The organism is Marinobacter nauticus ATCC 49840 (assembly GCF_000284615.1).
Taxonomy (GTDB): Bacteria; Pseudomonadota; Gammaproteobacteria; order Pseudomonadales; family Oleiphilaceae; genus Marinobacter; species Marinobacter nauticus.
In genome coordinates, this window is the sequence record NC_017067.1 from 3900403 (window position 1) to 3921643 (window position 21241).

General features: G+C 53.9%; 20 protein-coding genes. 7 read left to right on the forward strand and 13 right to left on the reverse strand.

Going from position 1 to position 21241, the window contains the following annotated elements; translation table 11 throughout:
* Positions 1 to 159: 159 nt before the first annotated feature.
* Positions 160 to 969, forward strand: coding sequence for an enoyl-CoA hydratase-related protein (locus tag MARHY_RS17950; protein ID WP_041655249.1), 810 nt, complete (start codon positions 160 to 162; stop codon positions 967 to 969).
* A gap of 153 nt (positions 970 to 1122) precedes the next feature.
* Complete coding sequence (locus MARHY_RS17955) at positions 1123 to 3726, forward strand: EAL domain-containing protein (protein WP_041655677.1); 2604 nt, start codon at positions 1123 to 1125, stop codon at positions 3724 to 3726.
* Here MARHY_RS17955 and MARHY_RS17960 read toward each other — a convergent pair.
* On the reverse strand, positions 3723 to 5138 hold the full coding sequence (locus MARHY_RS17960; protein ID WP_041655251.1) for a cytochrome P450: 1416 nt from the start codon (positions 5136 to 5138) through the stop codon (positions 3723 to 3725). The two genes, MARHY_RS17955 and MARHY_RS17960, sit on opposite strands and share 4 nt — an antisense overlap.
* A 35-nt stretch (positions 5139 to 5173) precedes the next feature.
* Positions 5174 to 5494, reverse strand: coding sequence for a 2Fe-2S iron-sulfur cluster-binding protein (locus MARHY_RS17965; protein WP_023007704.1), 321 nt, complete (start codon positions 5492 to 5494; stop codon positions 5174 to 5176).
* 171 nt (positions 5495 to 5665) lie between these two features.
* Between MARHY_RS17965 and cypR the strand changes: the two genes are divergently transcribed.
* Entirely contained in the window at positions 5666 to 6694 is a 1029-nt protein-coding gene (gene cypR, locus MARHY_RS17970; protein WP_014423085.1) for a transcriptional regulator CypR, read from the forward strand.
* A gap of 430 nt (positions 6695 to 7124) precedes the next feature.
* Here cypR and MARHY_RS17975 read toward each other — a convergent pair whose 3' ends face one another.
* The gene (locus MARHY_RS17975) at positions 7125 to 7532 is read right to left on the reverse strand and encodes a GFA family protein (RefSeq protein ID WP_014423086.1); all 408 of its coding nucleotides are present in this window, start codon (positions 7530 to 7532) and stop codon (positions 7125 to 7127) included.
* 48 nt (positions 7533 to 7580) lie between these two features.
* Between MARHY_RS17975 and MARHY_RS17980 the strand changes: the two genes are divergently transcribed.
* A complete protein-coding gene (locus MARHY_RS17980; protein ID WP_226374364.1) occupies positions 7581 to 8909 on the forward strand; it encodes a GGDEF domain-containing protein in 1329 nt (442 codons plus the stop codon).
* A gap of 28 nt (positions 8910 to 8937) precedes the next feature.
* Here the strand turns inward: MARHY_RS17980 and MARHY_RS17985 are convergent, their stop codons facing one another.
* Entirely contained in the window at positions 8938 to 9807 is an 870-nt protein-coding gene (locus tag MARHY_RS17985; protein ID WP_014423088.1) for a LysR family transcriptional regulator, read from the reverse strand.
* Positions 9808 to 9901: 94 nt separating this feature from the next.
* Here MARHY_RS17985 and MARHY_RS17990 point away from each other — a divergent pair, with 94 nt between their 5' ends.
* Positions 9902 to 10402, forward strand: coding sequence for a lactoylglutathione lyase family protein (locus tag MARHY_RS17990; RefSeq protein WP_014423089.1), 501 nt, complete (start codon positions 9902 to 9904; stop codon positions 10400 to 10402).
* 615 nt (positions 10403 to 11017) lie between these two features.
* Here the strand turns inward: MARHY_RS17990 and MARHY_RS18000 are convergent.
* The 4 genes from MARHY_RS18000 to MARHY_RS18020 form a co-directional block, all read right to left on the reverse strand.
* Positions 11018 to 11350 (reverse strand): hypothetical protein, encoded by a 333-nt coding sequence (locus tag MARHY_RS18000; protein ID WP_014423091.1) that lies wholly within the window; start codon positions 11348 to 11350, stop codon positions 11018 to 11020.
* Positions 11351 to 11445: 95 nt separating this feature from the next.
* Complete coding sequence (locus MARHY_RS18005; protein WP_041655261.1) at positions 11446 to 11856, reverse strand: VOC family protein; 411 nt, start codon at positions 11854 to 11856, stop codon at positions 11446 to 11448.
* 144 nt (positions 11857 to 12000) lie between these two features.
* A complete protein-coding gene (locus tag MARHY_RS18010) occupies positions 12001 to 12900 on the reverse strand; it encodes an SMEK domain-containing protein (protein WP_041655682.1) in 900 nt (299 codons plus the stop codon).
* A gap of 444 nt (positions 12901 to 13344) precedes the next feature.
* A complete protein-coding gene (locus MARHY_RS18020) occupies positions 13345 to 13884 on the reverse strand; it encodes a YcxB family protein (protein ID WP_014423095.1) in 540 nt (179 codons plus the stop codon).
* A gap of 117 nt (positions 13885 to 14001) precedes the next feature.
* On the opposite strand from MARHY_RS18020, the gene MARHY_RS18025 reads away from it, so the two are divergent.
* Positions 14002 to 15027 (forward strand): IS110 family RNA-guided transposase, encoded by a 1026-nt coding sequence (locus MARHY_RS18025; RefSeq protein WP_014423096.1) that lies wholly within the window; start codon positions 14002 to 14004, stop codon positions 15025 to 15027.
* A 340-nt stretch (positions 15028 to 15367) separates the two neighbouring features.
* On the opposite strand, the gene MARHY_RS18030 is transcribed toward MARHY_RS18025, so the two are convergent.
* The 3 genes from MARHY_RS18030 to MARHY_RS18035 form a co-directional block, all read right to left on the reverse strand.
* Positions 15368 to 15652 carry a hypothetical protein gene (locus tag MARHY_RS18030; protein ID WP_158011903.1) on the reverse strand — a complete coding sequence of 95 codons (285 nt, stop codon included), beginning with the start codon at positions 15650 to 15652 and terminating at the stop codon, positions 15368 to 15370.
* 96 nt (positions 15653 to 15748) lie between these two features.
* On the reverse strand, positions 15749 to 16867 hold the full coding sequence (locus MARHY_RS18665; RefSeq protein WP_081496580.1) for a YecA family protein: 1119 nt from the start codon (positions 16865 to 16867) through the stop codon (positions 15749 to 15751).
* An 83-nt stretch (positions 16868 to 16950) separates the two neighbouring features.
* Entirely contained in the window at positions 16951 to 17664 is a 714-nt protein-coding gene (locus MARHY_RS18035) for an FRG domain-containing protein (RefSeq protein ID WP_014423099.1), read from the reverse strand.
* A gap of 818 nt (positions 17665 to 18482) precedes the next feature.
* Between MARHY_RS18035 and MARHY_RS18040 the strand changes: the two genes are divergently transcribed.
* On the forward strand, positions 18483 to 19526 hold the full coding sequence (locus MARHY_RS18040; RefSeq protein WP_041655267.1) for an IS110 family RNA-guided transposase: 1044 nt from the start codon (positions 18483 to 18485) through the stop codon (positions 19524 to 19526).
* Between the two features lie 462 nt (positions 19527 to 19988).
* On the opposite strand, the gene MARHY_RS19125 is transcribed toward MARHY_RS18040, so the two are convergent.
* Together MARHY_RS19125 and MARHY_RS18050 are read right to left on the reverse strand one after the other, a co-directional pair.
* On the reverse strand, positions 19989 to 20417 hold the full coding sequence (locus MARHY_RS19125) for an HAD family hydrolase (RefSeq protein WP_050999057.1): 429 nt from the start codon (positions 20415 to 20417) through the stop codon (positions 19989 to 19991).
* Between the two features lie 133 nt (positions 20418 to 20550).
* Positions 20551 to 21180, reverse strand: a complete 630-nt coding sequence (locus MARHY_RS18050; protein ID WP_041655270.1) for a LysE family translocator — start codon at positions 21178 to 21180, stop codon at positions 20551 to 20553.
* Positions 21181 to 21241 lie beyond the last annotated feature (61 nt).

Here is a 21241-nt window from a genome sequence, read left to right on the forward strand (position 1 = left end):
TTAAATTAAAGGCTACAGAAACGTGACAGGGATTTCAAATTTGATCAGAAAACCACCACATCTCCTCATTACACTGGATGCGTCTTCCACCAAAGGTTGCTGGCAACCGCCGGCCAGTCAGGACACAATCGGGGCAACCGCGAACAACAAGGAGCCACTATGAGTACCCTGCCCCAACTCACCGATGCCCTGCTGACTCTGGAAAACCGAGTGGCCACGCTCACCATGAACCGCCACGACCTGCGCAACGCGCTCACCGGCTCCCATCTGATCGACGATATAGTTGTCACAGCCGAGTGGGTGAACCGCTGCGAGGAGGTATCCGTACTGGTGATCACCGGTGCAGGCTCGGCCTTCAGTGCCGGGGGTAATATTCGCGATATGGCCGAACGGGGCGGGGACTTCGCAGGCGACCCGGCGGAATGCGCCGAGCGCTACCGAAAGGGTATCCAGCGCATTCCCCTGGCACTGGACGCCGTGGAAGTGCCGGTGATTGCGGCGGTGAACGGCCCCGCCATCGGCGCAGGATTTGATCTGGCCAACATGGCGGATCTTCGCCTGGCCGCAGACAACGCGAAGTTTGGCGAAACCTTCCTGAATCTGGGCATCATTCCCGGTGACGGCGGGGCCTGGTTCCTTCAACGCCTGATCGGCTATCAGAAAGCGTTTGAGCTGACCCTGACCGGCCGCGTGATCGACGCCAACGAAGCCAGACAGCTTGGTATCGTGATGGACGTGGTGCCTGCCGATCAGCTAATGGACGCGGCCATGACACTTGCCAGAAGTATCGCCCAGCAGCCCGCCAAGGCCACCCGGCTGACCAAGCGCCTGATGAAAATGGCCCAGCGCACGGAACTGCGGGATTTCCTGGATATCTGCGCCTGCTTCCAGGGCATGAGCCACAACGAACCGGAACACCTGGAAGCCGTCAACCGCATGATGGAGGCGCTCAGCCGGAAGAAGCAGTAAAACCGCAAGACGCATCAATTACTTAGCAATATGACACATTTTGCTACATTAAAAACCGCACGTGGCGCTTCCCTCGCGGCCCAGCATTGCTAGACTGACGGGGTAGACATAACAATAAACAATGTCAGAGTTGGCTAGCGAGGTCGGCTTTTGGTGAACCTGCAACACGCATGTCGCACGGTCCTGGTTGTACTGCTCGTTCTGTGCAGCCAAGCCGCCTATGCCAATTCGCCAACCGTTGTCATCAGCGCCGAACAACCCATTGCCAGCCAGTTCCAGTACTGGGAAGATCCTGATGCCTCCGCCTCCCTCCAGGACGTGCTGGCACTGCCAGACGCCCGCTGGAGCCGCCAGCCGGATGGCAAAGCCACCCTGGGCATTACCTCCTCCGTATACTGGCTCCGAATCCCTGTCGAAAATGCGGCCGACACCCGGCTCAATCTGGTGGCAGAACTCGGCTACTCGCAGCTGGACGATGTCCGGTTTTATCTGCTGGATGGCCGCACCGTCACACGGACACTGGAAACCGGGGATACCCGGCCCTTTTACCCCAGGGATGTAAACCACCCCAACAACCTGTTGCGGTTTGCGCTGGAACCCGGAGAGACCACCACGCTGATGATTCGGGTGGCCACCCAGGGGACCATGGTGCTGCCCCTGACCATCTGGCGCGAACACGAGTTTTTCGAGTCGGTCGCTGATGAACAGAAGCTGCATTTTTTCTACTACGGCTGCCTGTCCGTCATCATTCTGATCAACCTGGCGGTCTTCCTGACGCTCCGGGAAAAGCTCTACCTGTTCTATGCGCTCGCCATTTTCGGCTACCTGGCGTTTTTTGCGTCCATCCGCGGGTTTTCATTCCAGCACCTTTATCCCAACGCGCCCGACCTTCATGCCCATGTACTGATGTTGTCCATGCCATTCCTGGCCATGTTTTCCATTCTGTTCTGCATGGAATTCCTGAAGGTGCGACAGCACAGCCCCCGGTTACGGAAGGCGCTCATTGCCATGCTGGTGTTTGAAATCAGCTATTTTGTGTCGGTTCCTTTCATGAGTTACAACACCGGGATCCAGCTCGCCTCGGTGTCTGCGCTGGTGTTCTTTTCCCTGCTGCTGGTCGCCGGCCCGATTGCCTGGGCCGCCGGCGTACGCGCCGGCATATTCTTTACCCTCGCCTGGACCCCATTAACCATCGGTGTGCTCGCCACCTCCGGGCGTGCGCTGGGCCTGTTTCCGGAAACCTTTTTTACCGAATACGCCATGCAGATTGGCTCCGGGCTGGAAGCGTTCATTCTCACGCTGGCCCTGGCCGACCGACTGTACCGGGAGCGGGAACAGAAAATACGGGCCCAGGCCGACAGCCTGCGACAGGAAAAAGCCCACAGCGAAGCCCAGGACCGCCTGAACGACGTCATGAGCCACGATCCGGTTACCGGCCTGCCCAACCGGAACCGGTTTGAATGGATGATCGATGAAGAGCTTCGGGCCCACCCGGAGCGCCGCTACATGGTCGGCGTCGCCCGTATTACCCGCCTGAAAGACATCAACCGCACCCTGGGCCTGGAGCGCAGTGAGCGGCTGTTACGATCCATCGCCGAGCATATGTCCGCACTGGCCGAACAGCTCCCCTTGCTGCACACCAGTGTCGACCAACAGGGCCGTGTGGAACGGGTCTACCAGCTCTCCGGCGACAGCTTTGGCCTGTTGGTCGACGTGGAACGGGCGGGCGACAATTTCCTGCCCCTGGACCAGGCCCTCAAACAACTGGCCGAGCCGGTACTGCTGGACCACCTGGCCATCGAACCGCACCCACGATTTGGGGCCGCCAGTTATCCCGAGCACGGCCGCAAAGCCAGTGAACTGATCCGCAATGCCCATGTCGGTATGGAAATGGCGCCCCACGGCCCCTTTGAAACCGGCTTTTACTCACGCAGCAACGATATCTACGATGAGCGCAGGCTTACCCTGATGTCGGACCTCAAGGAAGCCCTGACCAGCGGCACCACCGAACTTCACTATCAACCCAAAATGGATCTCCGCAGCGGGCAGATCATCGGCTTTGAAGCCCTTATCCGCTGGCAGCACCCGGAGCGTGGCTGGGTACCTCCGATTGATTTCATTCCGCTGGCAGAGAAAACCGGGGTGATCACGCAGCTCACTCACTGGGTCATCGACCAGGCCCTGAGCGATCTCCGTACCCTGCAGAAGATACAGCCAGGCCTGGGGATGGCCATCAATGTCTCGGCGCGGGATCTGCTCTCGGCGGGACTGGAAGAACAGTTCGCCCAGAGCCTGGCGCGGCATCAACTGGAGGCCGGCCATGTCACCGTGGAACTCACCGAGACGGCCGCCATGGACGACCCTGAGAAGGGGCTGGAGGCACTGGGCAGACTGTCCGCCCTGGGCCTGCGTATCTCCATCGACGATTTCGGGGCCGGCTATTCGTCATTGTCGTACCTGAAGCAGATCCCCGCCTCGGAACTCAAGCTCGACCGCACCCTGGTACACGACATCCAGGCCAGTGACAGCGCCCGGGTGATTGTCGAGACCGCCATCACCATGGGCCACACCCTGGGCTATCAGGTAGTGGCCGAAGGCGTGGAGAGCGGCCAGGACGCCGCCCGCCTGAAAGCCATGGGCGCAGACCTGTTGCAGGGCTTCTGCCTGTGCCGCCCGCAATCGCTGACAGACACCGTCGACTGGCTGGAAAAACAACGGCAGCCTGAAGAAAGTCGCAACGCGAGCTGGTCGGATTAACCAGCCGCGTCCCGCTTACCCAGCCGGACGTTCATACGGGTATAGCCGCGCACAAAATTGGACTGCACGTATTCCGGCTCATCCACCACCTCAATCCGGTCAAACCGGGCGAGCAGTTCCTCCCAGAGAATCCGCAGCTGCATCTCCGCCAGCCGGTTGCCCATGCAGCGGTGCACCCCGAAGCCGAAGGCCAGATGCTTGCGGGCGTCTTTCCGGTCAATGCGGAACTGGTCCGGGTCTTCGATGGCCCGCTCATCCCGGTTGCCGGAGGCGTACCACATCACCACTTTGTCGCCCTTGCGGATGGTCTGGCCCCGGAGCTCAACGTCCTGGGTCGCAACCCGGCGCATATAGGCCAACGGGGTTTGCCAGCGGATGATTTCCGACACCATGGACGGGATCAGCGAGGGGTCCTGCTTCAGACGATCGAATTCCTGAGGGAACCGATTCAGGGCCAGCACCCCACCGGTCATGGAATTGCGGGTCGTGTCGTTGCCGCCCACAATCAACAGCACCATGTTGCCAATGAACTCCATGGGCCGGTTGATCATATCCCGGGTGTGTTCGTTCTCCAGCAGCAGACTGATCAGATCAAACCCCATCGGTTTGCCGGCGGCTTTACGGGCCTCTTTCTCGCGCCACAGCAACGACATATGTCGCGCCATATCCGCAGCCGCCCGGAAGCCCTCATCGCGATCAACCTGGCCACCGGTGGTCTCTGGCGCAGCGGTGGCCAGGTCAGACCAGTAGGCGAGCTTGTGCCGCTGGTCGAACGGAAAATCAAACAGCGTGGCCAGCATCCGGGAAGTCAGGTCGATCGACACCCGCTGCACCCAGTCAAAAGGCTCATCCACCGGCAGCTGATCCAGCACCCCGGCAGTACGCTGGCGAATCAGCGACTCCATCTGCGCCAGGTTTTTCGGTGCCACCACCCCCTGCACCGCCTGACGCTGGACATCGTGCCGGGGCGGGTCCATGGCGATAAAAGTCTCGATTTCCAGCCCCTCTGGCTGAGGGCCGATGGAAATAATGGGCTCGGCGGAGAACAGTTCGTGGTGTTTGTCGACAAAAAGAATGTCCTCGTAACGGGTAATCGACCAGAACGGACCAAACGGACTGCTGGCCTGGTAGTGCACCGGGCACTCATCCCTTAACCGTTTGAAATAGGACTCCCACAGCCCCTGCCGATACAGGAAGGGATTGCTGACATCGATCTGTTCCAGCGCCAGCTCAGACGCCGGCGGCAACGGGGTTTCCCGGAACTCCGGCACCGGCCGGCTGAGGCCGGCCCGTTGCCGGGCCACCTGCAGTGCGTGCGAGCCCCGGATCTGCCAATGCAGGGGAACGCGGGAACTGGCTTTCGCGACCAAGGGTTGAACAGCGGCTTCAAGCTGGGATAAAAGCGGGCGCATAACGTGACTCCTTGCGGGTAGGCTGCAGGGTTTGACTACATCTGGAATTCCGGCAAACGCACCACCATGCCGTCCATGGCCTCCGACACGGTCACCTGACACGCCAGCCTTGAAGTGTCGGTTTTCTCCGGCGTCATCGACAGCATGCCCGCCTCACTGGCCAGCATGTCGCCGGTGGCCGGCAACCAGTTGGCCTCCACCATCACATGACAGGTACCACAGGCGCAGGCACCGCCACAGTCAGCATCAATACCCGGCACTCCATTCTCGGTGGCGGCTTCCATCAGCGACTTTCCCGCCTCAATGTCGACCACATGCTCGGTGCCATCGTGTTCAATGAACGTAATACGGCCCATCACTCACCCTCTGTTGTTATTGATATCGGACAATGAGGCCAGAATACGGCCGAACCGACAGGTGCAGCAGGTCATCAATTGACACAGGGGAGTCATTTCAAGACACTCTGATTGTCGTGACCCTGCGCCGCGACCTCTCCTTCCTGAGCCCAGACGGAGGCCGTTAACGCCATGCTGACCACCAACCCGGACAGGGCGTGTATTCCCTCAAATTACAGCCGGTTGATCGCGCGGGAACTGGGCCTTCAGCCTCGGGAGTTGCGCAAACTGCTGCATGGCACCGGCCTGACCGTGAATCAGTTGTTACAGGAAGACACCCTGCTGACCCCGATTCAGCAGGTCCAGGTACTGCAGAACAGCCTCACCCTGGCCGGCGACGAGGCCCTGGGGCTACGGCTGGGCCAGCGAATGACCTCGCCCAGCCACGGAGCGATGGGGTTTCTGGTGAACAGCAGCCCGGATCTGCTCACCGCCCTCAAGGCCTTCCAGACCTTTCTACCCACCCGACTGAACCTGGCAAAACTGGACCTGAGCATTCGCAATCAGCGTTTGACGGTGACCTGTTCCTTCAACCTGGCGTTGACCGCTTCCCTGCAACGTCTGCTCAGTGAAGCGTTCGCCGTGATTTTCTTCGACACCGCCGAGTTCATCATCGGCCGCCCCCTGCATGAGGCCGTGCTGGCCTTTGGCCACGCTGAGCCCGCTTACAGCGAACTCTACGGCCGTTATCTGCCCTGCACCGTGCAGTTCCGGTCACCCGTGATTGCTCTGGAGCTGCCCCTCCCGGTGTGCAAAGTGCCGAATGCCTCGGCCAATCACGAGAACTACCAGCTGGCGCTGAAACAATGCCAGGCCATGCTGGATCAGCTGAAGGCTAACGACAGCGGATACCGTGCCCAAGTACAGAAAGCGATGTTGTCGACCCCGCCCGGGGCCCTGTGTGAAGACGAGATCGCCGCGCAGTTGTTCCTCAGCAAACGAACACTGGCACGGAGACTGAACGCAGAAGGAACGAGTTTTCGGGCACTGAGGGATCAGGTGCTTGCACAGCAGGCGGCAGGCTACCTGCGTGACAGCCCGTTGGCGGTAGAGGCCATTGCGGAATTGATGAACTACCACGACAGCGCCAATTTCCGGCGCGCGTTCAAGCGATGGTTCGGGGTAACTCCGGACGAATACAGAAAACGCAGGTCTGTCTGAAGCAGCAACCAGGCGAAGCCTGGCAGCAAGGTAGGGAGCAAGCGCGGTCACCGCAAGAACCATGGGCCAGAGGTTACCGCCCCTGAAGGTGTAGGCCTCCAGCAACTCTGCCCGGGATTTCCCCTGCCAGAGCCCGAAGGAGAACTCGAACACCAACGTAAGCACCAACCAGGCCACGCCCAGGCCAAAGAGCCCCGCCAGGTGACGGACATTCAGCCAGGGCAAGGCAACGTAGGCCATACCAATAATCAGCAGTGAAAGCAGAATACCGCTCAGCACCAGCGCAACCGACCTGCCGAATACCGGTTCCAAAACCGCTTCCCGCAGAACGCCATTGGCGATGGCCAGCACCAGAATACCGCCCCAGACCACCAACCCCTTCAGCAAAACCGTGATCATCATCCGCCGTCCTTCCAACCGATAGCCCGCGTCATGTCGCCTTCGGCAAACCCGGGAACTCAGGCACATTGCCCAGCGCGCGATCCCAGGCTGCCCGGCTCGACGTAAACAGATGCGCCGTCGGCTCCCGGGAGAGCTCCGTATCCAAACACCCGGCGGGCACCACCAGCAAACCCGGAATATGAGTATTGGGCACAGCCGAACCACAGGTTTGGCAAAAGCACTTTTGGTGCCGGGTACCCGGGAGCGTGAAAGAGGCCACGGCCTCCTCACCCGCCAGCCAGACCAGCCGGGCCGACTGGGAGAACAGGTTTGCCGCATGGGCAGACCCGGTGTCCTTCTGGCAATACCGGCAATGACACAGGTAAAAGCTGTCGAAGTCTCCGTGCACCTCGAACTTCACGGCGCCACACAGGCAAGAGCCAACATAATCCGTCATCGCATTCCCTCCCTTCAGTATTCAAGGTATCAACCTGTGTTCGCGTGCATGCAAAGCTTCGGCAAAGGCACCACCAACAGGCTGCATGGCGCAGGCTTAACGGCTACAATGGGCCTCAGTGGAGCGCAGGCGCTGCTGCCATTTTTTACAGGAAAGCCCATGGCTATTCAGCTTGATTTTCGCACCCTGAGCCTGACATTGATGTTGTTCAGCCTGGTGTTCGGTCTTGGTATGTTTGCCTACTCAAGAGAGCATGCCAAGTTCTCTGGAATCCGGACCATGGGCGCAGGTTATCTTCTGATTGGTGGTGGCTGTGTGCTGCTTGGCCTGCGCCATTTTATTTACGATTTTGTTTCCATAGTGCTTGCCAATACCGCAATCATTATAGGAGTAGTGTTGATATACAGAGGGCTGTTTCGTTTTCGCGGTATCTCTCTGCGCCATGAACGCTGGCTGAGCACCACACTGGTGCTGGTGCTGGCGGTTTTAATGTACGTTTATACCTTTCATATTCCAGATGTAAACCTGCGCATTCAGGCCTTCTCTATTGTTTTTGCAGCTGCCTGCCTGATTGGTGCCACCGGATTTTTACGACATCGCGAAAGCCATAACCGTATGGCCGGCAAAATGCTTATCGTCATGTTTTTGCTGGTGAGCGCATTCTTTATTTTCCGGTTTTTTCGGTCGTTTTACGAAGTACCGCCTGAAGACTTCATGAACGCCGGGTGGCTTAGTGCATTGGCGATTGTTGCGGGAGAGTTTTTGGTTATTTTATCGTCCTTCTGCACGATATGGATGGCTTCCGATGAATTGCAGGATGAACTCTCCGAAATCGCCAGAATTGATCCTTTAACGGGGCTCTACAACAGGCGGGCATTCGACGAATGTTGTGACATTGAGTTCAGCCGAGCGCAGCGTTCAGGTGCACCTTTCGCCATTATCATGTGCGACCTGGATCACTTCAAAAACGTGAACGACGAGTACGGCCATCATGTAGGCGATGAGGTATTGAGACGCTTTGCCAATACGCTCAAAGAGCACATACGAAAGCATGACGTGGTGGCGCGTTTCGGGGGCGAAGAATTTGTTCTGTTGTTGCCTGGTAAAGACACCGAGCAGGGATTAGAGGTGGCGGAGAAACTCAGAGCCAAAACGGCAGACACCCAGATCACGATTGGTGATGATGTCTGTTTAACGCTCTCGGCCAGTTTCGGAGTGGCTCACTACGATTCCAGTGACCGCGAGTGGAGTGCCGTGCTGCACCGTGCGGACAACGCGCTGTACGCCGCCAAAAAACAGGGGCGTAACCGCGTTGTCGATCTGGTAACGGAAGGCCAGAACGTTCAACCGGGGCAGATGCTGAGTGCGCAGCCATAGGCCCGAAAAGTAGGGGCCCGTAGCCGGACTAAATCCACCGTTTTGCCTCAGCAATAACCGTCTTCATTCTCGCCGCCAGGGCCCGATGCCGGGGAACGCAGAGATACAGCGTTTCGCTCACCGGGTTGGCGAGGGGATGAACTCTGATCTGACCGGGCTTCTCAAAGGCCTCTACCGCATGCGCGGGCAGAACGGTAAAACCCAAGCCCATGCTCACTGGCTCCAGAATCAGACCAATCTGGTTTGAGAACCCTTTCTTCGGAAACAGGTTACTGTGCTGGAACTGAGGGTAATTGGCACCGAGAAGCAAACTCGCGTGATGACTCCCATCCGGGTGGTCGATAAACCCCAGGTTCATCAACGTGTCCCAGTCCGGTTCTTCGATGGATGCAGGTGTTACCAGCAACAGCGCTTCGTGCGCCACAGGCGTGCAGCTTACGTCCGCCAACGTCGATCTCGACGTCATGAACCCAAGATCCACACTCGACCCGGCAATCGCCTTTTCCACATCGGGATTCGGCGCAAACCGGTAATCAATGATCAGCTTCGGGTGCTTGCGCTGTAGCGCCAACAGATGTGGGTAAAGTTTCAGCCCGACACTGCCCGGAGACATGATCCGCACACTGCCTTCGAAAGGCGGGTCCTCTGCGATTGTCTGTTCCAGATTCGACAACGCAAAGAGGATGCCCTGCGCCTCTGCATAAAGCCTCTCGCCGGCACCGGATAGAGAAAACTGTTTACCCTGCCGCACCAGCAATTCGGCACCCAGTTGCTCCTCAAGCTTACGTATATGCTGACTGACGCCCGACTGTGTCATATGCAGGCGTTCCGCCGTACGGGTGAAATGACCAACTTCCACCAGAGTGCAAAAGGTGCGCAACCATGTCGTATTTATCATTACATTGCGTAATCTTTTAAAGAATAAATGATAATTTTATCTGATCAATGATCGTGTGTAACCTGCTCTCAGCCTTAACAAAGGAGGACAGGAAATGAACAACGTTTACCCAAGAAATTTCTCACACATCGGCATCTCCGTGCCCGACCTTGAGCAAGCCGTAAAGTTCTACACAGAGGTGATGGGCTGGTACCTGATCATGGAACCAACCGAGATCGAAGAGGACGACAGCGCCATCGGAGAAATGTGCACCGATGTCTTCGGCGCGGGCTGGGGCAGCTTCCGTATCGCCCACCTGTCGACAGGCGATCGGATCGGCGTGGAGCTTTTTCAGTTCAAGAACCAGACCAACCCGGAAGACAATTTCGAGTATTGGAAAACCGGGGTCTTTCACTTCTGTGTTCAAGACCCGAACGTCGAGGAACTGGCAGAGCGGATTGTGGCTGCGGGTGGTAAAAAGCGCATGGAAAAACCTCGCTACTATTACCCGGGCGAGAAGCCCTACCGCATGATCTACATGGAAGACCCGTTTGGGAATATCGTAGAGATCTACAGCCACAGCTACGAGCTGATATACAGTGAAGGCGCCTACTGATAGAGGCTGAAACCATTCGGGGCGGCATACGGCGGGGCACAAAGGACGTTTCGTGGATGCCGCCCTATGCCTGCTTGGGGACGGCGCAGTGGGTCGCCAGCGACAGTGGCACCGCGTTTCCGCTACTGGCTATCAATTTTACGAGTGTAGATTGTCCTGGTTCCAAAAACGGATTTCCGGTTCACGATTAGAAACGGGACAGTGGGGATCGCAGACAGGAGTATGAAAGTGCAAAAATCGTTGATGTATGAGTTTGAACTGACCGGAATCTGAACCACCTCTCCAATGACCACCAAAAACACCAAAATCATGGCCAGATAATAGACGGGGCCGAACCGTAGATGAAGGATGTCGTCTGACTCAACTGCCTCACTCAAATTGGCGCGGCAAAAAGGACAGAGAAAACCATTCCGAAAACCCTGATCACCGCCGTCAACAGCCTCTCCTGTAGGGAAGGAACGTTCACAGGAGACACAAAGATATTGCTCTTTCACAGCTCACCATCCTCATGGGCAACACAGGTCATAACCCGCCGAAAGCATGCACGCCCAAGGAATGAAGGCGAAGCCTCAATGCCACAGGCGTCGCGATACCTAGCCCTGAAAAGGCTATATCCTACTGAATTGAATCAATAATTTTATTTCTCACAAGCTCAACCGAATCCCTGTTGTAGCCGGCAACCGCAACCATGAGCTTGCTTTGATTAGGCGATATTTCTATACATTTAACCACAACACGGTTCGACTTTACGTTCCCGTATATTCCATATTCATTCTCAACCTGATTCTCCAGACCCAGGACTTGCAGGGCATACGAGCTCTGTATCTCACAAGCCTCTTTGGATTTGTTCAGATCTTTAAACCATGACCAAAGCTCAGGCGGTTTTTCCTCAGCGAGAGCTGGTCCTGATAGTAGAAACAAAAGAACTAAAACTGCCTTATTGATCATGCGAGTTTCCCTACCATTTATAACACCCGGCGTAGCCGGTTGGCGTTGGAGCATCAGCGGAAAACCTCATCCGCTTTGACGCTACAGTTCGCCGCCTATTCATGAAGCCATGGCGCATAACTCAGGCCAACCAACACACCCTCGGGGCTCATAAACCTTGCCACTGTCTGCCCCCAGGGTTCAGTGCGGGTTTCATGAACGAATTCCTGCCCCCTTTCCTTCATCTCTTGCACTGCCGCCTCTACAGCCGCCGCATCCGCCAACTCGAATTCAATGGTCGCCGTCGGCTCAGGAATATGGCCGGGCCATTCCTCCTGGCCAAAACAAGAGTTCGCTGCCATCGAAAGGGGCCATACTCCGAAATGGTTCGCTCCGGGGAATTTATCCATGAAGCGATAGTCGTCCATCTTCTCCAGCGGCAGGCCCAGCGCATCCTCATACAGAGAGGCACTGGCCGCAGGGTCTTTGGTTATGGACGCAAAACCTGAAATACACTTGATTTCCATACAATCCCTCCGTGGTTTATGGAGCACCCTCATGTTAGGGGTTTCCCTAGCTATATAAGGTGTTTCCTGTTTGTGGGTATATTCGGGGTTAGCGATGCGTGTCCACTACATCAGGGGAAGTCCAGAGCGAGGTTGAGCGCCATGTTAGAAACCTTTTGGATTGATCTCGATGTCGATCTGGTGCAATTTGGCTATCTTGGATGATTTTTTGGAAATCTCTACTTTTAATTCATCAATCTTCATCATTCCGTCGTAATCAATTGCCACGAAATCTCCCTGGCCAACTTTTGACTTATTCACTATCGCTTGAATATCAGAGACGGCGTCCATTACATCTCGGAGAAATTTAATCATGGATTGATCATCGAAGTCAGATATTGACTTTGCCCGCTCTTTTCCTCGAATGGCCCCCTTAGCAATCAACTCGGATATTTCTCGAAGTCCTTGGGTCATGTCGGTAATATTGCCTTCACATGACATCATGTGCTTGATTGCGTTGCGATTAATAGTATTCAGAATAATTTCAAGAGAGTCCTTATCATTCCAAGGATGCAATGACGAATAATCTTGATGCCGCCGTACAGCGTTTAGCATGTTTTGTATTTGATCTTCATCCGCCTTGTCGCAAAGTTCCCCAATGAAATAGCTCGGATTAATCACTTTGCAGTAGGTTGGGACGGTGTGTTTTGATGACCTACAGAACCCGAAAATATAAAGCGTTGAGTAGCTGTCTTTCAGGCTAACGCCAGCATCGTTTTTTGTCTCGAAGGCTTTGATTGTCTTGTCAATCTTTGCCGGACTCGCATTCGACGTAACTTGAACGGCAATCTTTTTTTTGTCGTCCGCCAAGTCAATTGCAGGAAAATTAACCGTTAGCTGATTCTTGTTAACTAACTCCCCGATATTGAGTGCGCGAAACATATGAATGGATAATGCCTCAAGCATCCGCTCCATGTCATAGAAGCCAGCCTTTTGGCGTTGGACAATGTAGGTTTGAAGCAGCGCGATATCTGCTTGCAGGTTTCTGATGAGTGCATCAATCACGGTAAATTCTGCCTTGTTTCTAACGCCAGCCAGCATGCGCGGCTACGGAATGGAGGCGAAGCCGCAATGCAGTAGGCGTCGCGTGCCTGGCCTTGTTATGAGCTTTCACTGTCGTATGCATTCATCAAAGTATTTAGTCTTGCTGTATCGGGGCTTTCGTTAAAGAGGTCTGGATCTCGCTCGAAGAGCATTTCGATGTAGTTGTGCATGATCTTGTACTCCCGAATATTGCGAATCCTTCCACGTCGCAAGATTGGATTGACCTGAAACCCGAACACCTGCCGGTCAAGCACGATGATGTCGAACCTGAATAGGACGAATACCAACAACAATAGAGCAAATACAAGAATCAAAGGCACCCAACTTTCCTCAATTTACTCATAACGCCTGGGCTAAGCCGCCGGTGCGGAGCGCAGCGTAGTACCGGTGGACTTCACCCATTGGTTATGCATGGTGACCCTCGATCTTTCGGTTCGCAAAACTGACGAATTCATTTTCTTCAGTTTGATCTGCAAATGACCTTTTGGGAATTATGTGTGCGACCATAGTATCCAAAAACAGATAGATGTGGTCCTGGTTGACTGCTAATGATTTAACGGCGCCCCACTCTGTAAACGAGCTATAGCTCTTGGCCTGCTCACCTATTCCACTCTCTCCTACTTCATATATATGCGATCCAAGCACCACGCCGTTTTCCAACGGCATATAACTACGCATCTGCCTGGCGCTAACAACCAGAAAATAGATTATCAAAACCAGGAACGGGAAAGCTGCAGTACCCCCCGTTACCCAGTCAAAACTCTGATGTTCGCCGCCGTAGAACTCAAGCAAAAACACGAAATATGCTGCATAAATGACCAGAAAACAAAAGTTGAGATAAGAAAATTTTTGTTTTCCTGGGGCCGTTCCCGATGAAAGAGCCGCCACAACATAATGCTGATAGGCCTCAAAATCTTTTTGGCTTATATTTGTCTCGATTTGCACTTACTGAACCCTTGTAGCGATTGCATAACGAATGATATGGACTCCCCATGCTCCCTCGGCATCGATGTGCCACATTGAAGGTGTCAAAGTCTTCAAGCGAAAGCAGGAGGAGTCATCATGAATGTTACAACCATCGGCATCGATCTGGCGAAAACTGTGTTCAGTATTCCTGGCACCAATCAACACGGCAAGGTCGTGGTTCGCAAACGGCTCAATCGTCCCAAACTGCTGGCGTTCTTCGCACAACTGCCTCCGTGCCTGATCGGCATGGAGGCCTGTTCCGGTGCCCATTACTGGGCTCGGGAGTTAACCAAACTCGGCCACGATGCCCGGATCATTGCGCCCCGCTTTGTCGCTCCGTATCGCAAGAGCAGCAAGAATGACGACAACGATGCCGAGGCCATTTGCGAAGCCGTCAGTCGGCCCAACATGCGCTTTGTCCCGATCAAGACCGAAGATCAACAAGCCGCGCTGTGCCTGCACCGCATCCGCCGTGGGCTGACCAAAGAACGCACCGCACAGATCAATCAGATTCGCGGGCTGCTGGCCGAGTTCGGACTGATCATTCCTCAGGGCCGTTATCACGCTCGCCATCGGATTCCGGAAATCCTGGAAGATGCCGAAAACGGCTTGCCCATGCTGGCCCGGCGTTTACTCAACAACATCAACCAGCGCATTCTCCAGCTCGATGAGGAGATCCTGGCCTATGACCGGGAAATCGAAGCCACGGCCCGGCGCGACGAACAGGCCAAACGGTTAATGGCCATTCCGGGCATCGGCCCCCAAACAGCCACCGCGATATTGGCCAGTGCGCCGGATCCCAGACAGTTCAAAAGCGGGCGACACTTTGCCGCCTGGCTCGGGCTCGTACCCAGGCAATACTCGACCGGAGGCAAGCCCCGGCTGGGTAGAATCACTAAACGGGGGGACAAGTACCTGCGAACATTATTAATCCATGGCACCCGAGCGGTGATTGCCAAACTCGCTGACAAACACGATCAACTCAGCGAGTGGGCCAAAGGATTGGTGGAACGCCGCGGCTACAAACGAGCCGCCGTGGCATTGGCCGCCAAGAATGCCCGGATTATCTGGGCGCTGTTGATGAACCAAACCGAGTTTAAAACACAGCCTGCAGAGGGCTGATAACGGGCAACAACGACAGGCAGAACACGCCTGCCAGCCGAGTCTTGCAACGGCAAGCGATGACGGAACGGTCAGACCGAGAGTGATTGAACCTGTTTAGTTCTGTGGCTGATAAAAGCCGACTAACGAATGAGGTCATCACTCACACGCATCATCATCCTGGCCCGGGCAAAAGCGCCCACACAGAGGCCGAATGTAGAGCTGCAGTCTCAAACCGCTTCGGAATCAAATGGCGTTGCTTGACCGCAGGGGGAGTCCATGTAGCTGAAATAAGCGGCGGCCCGACAGGGGCGTCCGGTGGAGGCCTCAGGCCGGAACGTACTTAATTGACTGGTTAAATTCAGCCTGACTGATTGCCATAGAGCCTTGCCCCGTAAACGATGTGCACATAGAAAAGAAGCGGCACAAAAATCAGAATCGCCAAACCCACGATCCCCTGATGCTCCAGAGATTGTCGATACGTCGGTTTGATAGCTCCAAGGGAAACTACGTAAAAAACAAGTCTCGACACTTGAATGAAGGGCCAAGCCACGACCAGAAAGAGTATCCACAGCACCGAAGCAACAACAAAAGCTTGGGCAAGTGACTCCAGCGTGCTTACGAATCCCGAACTATTTTCTTGCACAGGCTCCCTCAAATTTAACGCCGCCGTAACCGGCCGGAAAACCACGCAGTGGTTTGGAGGTCCAGCCCACGAAGTGGGCGATGGTTGACGGCCTTGTTATAAAGCGAAACTTTCACAGTTAACAGTAATCCACTTTGATACTGGTGCAATTTTTATATCTGGAACTGAAACAAGAACATCAACGTCAGTATGCTTGCTTACACCTTGTGAATAAACATCACAAACGTAGTTTTGTAATTCTTCACCTAACCTTTCCCACCAAGCAGGACACATGTAAATATTCTCTATCAAAGCGAACATAAACATAGCTAGAGAATTGGATATTGACTCTTTCTTTAGTAGCTGGGTGATTAATTTCTTGCTGCATGTAGAATGTTCGGAAAGCCAAGATATAACTATGTAACCATGCCCTTGACTCGCGAAAGAGTTTATAGACAAATAATCTGGAATATCATTTTGATCGCTGGATGGTGTTTGAAGAACACCACCATTAAAGTCAATCTCTGATCCAAGAACAGCACTTGCCATTACGCTTGGCGCGTAATTTAACTCAAATACAATATGCTCTAGCCCATCATAGTTTTTGGAGAGCAACATGTTATCGAGCTTAGCCTTAATATAAGACAAATCCCCCATTGTTAAGTCATTGTTTCCGCTAAAGTGTTTTGATATTTCTTGGATCTTTACTTGATGAGCTAAAGATTTACCTTTATCTAAATCTTTGAGCAAACCAAATACATTCGAGGCAGCCTCTTTGGTAAAAAGCTCTCTAGCAACTGCTCTGTAAGCTACCAAAAAACAATGGTATTCCGAGCTGTCAAAAGGCTCATCTTCAATAGCAGAAAATAGCTCGTTATCGTGGCGAGAGCAGAATCCAGTGAAGGTGGACGCCTGATTTATGCCTACGGACTTCGGCGTAATTTTGCTGGACTTACTAAAATCATATTTAGCCCTGAAGGTTGTTAATACATGACCGTTAACCGCAATTTCTTTAAGAGAAGAACTCTTAGATACAGAGTGAGCTTTGATGATTTTGGTAGTGCACTCACCATGTAATGAGGAAGGGGCGCTACAGCATTTTTTTGAATTAAATGAATTCAAGGTCTTATGTATTTGCTCTTTACCAATTGCTGATTGTTTGGCTCGGCCTAGATGGCACTTCTTGTACTTCACGCCAGATCCGCACCAGCATGGCTCATTTCGGCCAATTTTCATGAGACTCCACTATAGCTTTATAACGCGAAGGTCAGCCGCAGGATTGAAGTGACAGCGAAAAACCTGTCGGCTGGAGCGTATGGTTAAATACTGTAGATAGCATGATCAGATTTGAGCCATCGTGCCAATCCATCTAGCCCGGGGAAAAGTGTTCGGTGAGTAATACCCAGTTTAGAGAGTTCAATTCTTATTTTCCGTTTACAAGCGGAGGGCACAAGAGCAGACACTAACACATCAACGTCACCGCAGTAGTTGTCCTTGGTGAGTTCAGGAACTTGAAAATTGTCAGCCTCTTCTAGGGGAAAAGAAGTGAAGCATCCCTCTTGTGCCGCCAAACGCTGATTCATAAGTTCGGGAAAGAATACAGTCAGTGAATGATCCAATTTCACACTTTTGGTGGCATCACACCATGCGGTCGGGCTGAATCCGTAAACGATGCCATCACAGTGATCAAACGAGGCATCCTGAACTGCATAAAACAGCGCCTTTAAAGGATTTGTAGACCAGTCTAGCAATCTGGTAGGAAGGCCATGATGTTGAGCATGAACAAGTTTCTGTACATAGCTCAGTGACCGGAGATCCTCATAAGGAACAGAGTACTTCTCAAAATCTTCAATTAGATCTAGTTCGATATCGCACAGCCGCTCGTAGCCATCCTGCGTTGTTTTAGAATACCTAGATATTCCTGGTAGGAGCGGCCAATCAGCATCAGATTGCCCGCGATACATTTGAGCACCGCCAGCCTCCCTTTCTTTGTCTTCCCAAAGAAGAATGTCAGAAACTGTCTCAATCCTCATTTGCGTCCTTATTTAATCGGGATAGGGAGGTGCCTCACGGCACCCCTCCTCCCACACCACCGGGCATACGGATCACGTACCACGGCGGTTCGGTTAATTACTTTGGTGACCTGTCTTCATGACTCACAGCCAAAACATTCCTTTCTGGTCTGATGAATCGACAGAGCACCAACCGGATTCCTATATGTTGTCGAGCCTACTGCGGTTTCACCAGGTCTGGTGCAATACCTCTGTACCAAGACAACCTGTCCTCCTCTCAACCGTTCAGGCCTTCCTGCCGCGATTCACTTCGCGATGTCAACATCGCGCCGAGTAGGCCACAGTACTATGCCCTCTGCTGACTTCTGTAACGCGATCAAGAACGATCGCTCGCCCTTCAGTTGATCCCTCAACACGCTACAGACCTCCCGGGGTAAGACACTAGACTTTCATAGCGTAGACGCTGGATTTATAAAACGCACCCCATTGCGGATGGAGGGCTTCGCTGTCACGTGCCAGCTCGCCCCGAGTACGTCACACCTCATATCCAGTTCCTGTTCGTCGCCCCGCCAATTTGCGTTGGGCTTCCTCCAGACCCCACCTCGCGATGACGCCCTTGCCCTTCCGCTAACCTTCGGCTCCGCGAATACCTGGTATCGGGACTTTCACCCGACGAGTCTAGTGCCATGCCCGGCACACACGCTGTGGTAATGGGCGCCAACGGAGCAACGCGTAGTTGGCGTCCCGTTGACCACCTTGATACTGATTGAGCCTTCTCCCCAGCCCAGCGGTTGCCCGCTAAGCTGGAAGGCGACGAAGCACTACAAGGGAGAAGACTCATGAACTTTTACCATAGCACCCACCGCCATTATTGTGGAATCGATCTGCATGCCCGCAGCCTGTATGTCTGCATCATCGACCAACAGGGCGAGGTACTTCTGCACAAAGAAATCAAAGCTCGCCCGGAACCGCTTCTGGCCCTGCTTGAACCGTTTCGTGATGACCTGGTGATCGGTGTCGAATGCATGCACTGCTGGTACTGGATCTCGGATCTGTGTGAAGAACACAGCATTCACTTTATCCTGGGCCATGCCTTGTATATGAAAGCCATTCATGGCGGTAAAACCAAGAACGACCGCATCGATTCCTTCAAGATCGCCATGCTCATGAAGGGCGGCAATTTCCCCCTGGCCTACGTTTATCCCAAGGAGATGCGGGCCACACGCGACTTGTTACGCCGACGCACCCGCATCGTCCAACACGGGGCCATGCTCAAAGCCCATGTGGTGAATACCACGAGCCAATACAACCTGCCGCCCAACAAGGCCAACCTGAAGAATATCGGCGCCCGGGAACAGGTTCGGGCGACGTTTGCCAACCGGGATGTCCAACACAACATCGATCTCGACCTGGCGATCATCGAGTGCTATCACCGGGAACTCAGCAAACTGGAAGATCACCTGGAACAGCAGGCCAAACAACACGATCCCACTTCCCTGAGTGTGCTGAAGACTATTCCCGGTGTGGGGCGCATCTTGGCGCTGACCATTCTCTACGAAATCGGCGACATCCAGCGCTTTGAATCAGTCCAGAAGTTCGCTTCTTACGCCCGACTCATCAAATGCAAAGCCGAGTCTGCCGGCAAGGTTTACGGAACCCAGGGCAACAAGATCGGCAATGCCCACCTGAAGTGGGCCTTCTCGGAAGCAGCGGTGTTGTACCTGCGGGGCAATGACAAGGCCCAGCGCTATCTACAGAAACTCCAGAAACGCATGAACAAACCCAAGGCGCTGTCCGCGCTGGCCCACAAGCTGGGCCGAGCTGCCTACTTCATGCTCAAGCATCAGAGGGTGTTCGATGAACAACAATTCCTGAAGGGTTAGTCACGCCACGGGGTGAGCATGACGTCTAACTGGATCAAACAGGATGATGACCGAAAGCCGGGTGTCCGCTGACTGGTACTCGATACCAAACCAGCCTTCTATCACCGCCGTTGAAGCCAGTCGCTTTGATTAGCCACCCCGTGGGCGTGCCTTAATACCATGAGCCAGTGCGCTTACACCGATCCTGAGCCTGACCCTAACTGGAGCTATGCAGCCAGATCCTTGAATAGTGCCAGTGATCGGTTAACCGATGAATGTCTGGTGCCCCTAACCCACCGATGGAACGACCGGTTAGGCTGTGGTCTAAAGCCACGTAAGAGAGCCCCTATATGTGTTTGCTGTGAGTGCCTGACAGCCCTACGAGACTGACGAAGCAGGCGTTCTCGCTCATGGGTTTAGGTTGGCCGCTGCCGCGGCCAAAAAACCACTATTGCCTATTGATTCAGAGAAGGCTCATATGGGTTATATGCACAATTCTCGCAAGCTCCTGATGACCCGAACCTCAGTTCCCCGAGGTGCATTTTCTTGGGTCAACCAGATGGGCTTAATGCCTAATCGCATTGCGGGCTTAATATCTTTAACGAAGCTATCGCCTACCACTGCCGCTCGAGAGGCAGGCAAACCCAAGCGGTTCAAGATAGCTTCCAGAAATTCCGGACTTCCTTTGGGAAGCCCAACGTTAGATTTACAGAAATAGCCCGATACAAACTTATCTAGCCCGACTCGACTGAACGCCCCTTTAATCTCGGACTCGGACGATTCCTCCGCTCCCGTAGCGACATAGATCTTTGCAGACTGGGACAAAAATTCTAATGCTTCCGGCGCACCATCAACGGCCTGGACCACCTTCCAATCACACATTTTTCCGGGAGTTCCGGGGAAATCCACCATTAAGGTGCCCCCCCAGTCGAAAAGATACGTGTCTATCACCTAACCTTCCTTGTGCATATAACGCCTGCAGCATGCGCGCCTACAGAATGTAGCCGAAGGCGCAATGTAGTAGGCGTCGCCGTGCCTGCATTTGTTAGGCTGAGCCATTTTTTAGGGTTGCAAGTAGAGCGCCCACGCCTATGAATGTGCCACCAAATAGTTTACCTGTAAATTTGTATAGCTTGGCGCTGCTGATTGCCGTGAACGTGCGACCCACTGTAATTGCACAAACTATCAAGCATGAAAACGAAAGAAACATGAATGTCATGACAAGTAACAGAAATTGCGGCAATAAATTTGCATTAGGATCAATAAATTGGGGGAATAGTGCTGTTGTAAATAATATTGCCTTCGGATTAGAGAGAGCGACGGCGACCCCCTGGGCATACAATGAAGTCACATTTTTACGGTGAGCATTAGCCTTTGCGCTCACAGGCGATAAGCCCTTTCTCCACATACTCATACCCAAGTAGATTAGATAAATGGCACCCATAATTTTCACGGCAGTGAACGCCATTGGTGAGTGAATAAGTAGTGAACCGAGCCCAAGCACGGAGAGCGTGGATAGGATGGTAAGCCCGGTGATATTGCCCAAAATTGTGAAAACGGTTTTTGCAACACCGCAACTGATGCTATGTGACGCTACGAGTAACATCGCGGGCCCCGGAATAGCCGTAGCTACGACAGCCACCAAAACGAACGTGACCCAGACCTCAATATTCATGTGCTCTCCAAGGTGTATGGCCTAACGCCCGGCACATGCGCCGGTTTGGAGCCGCGAAGCG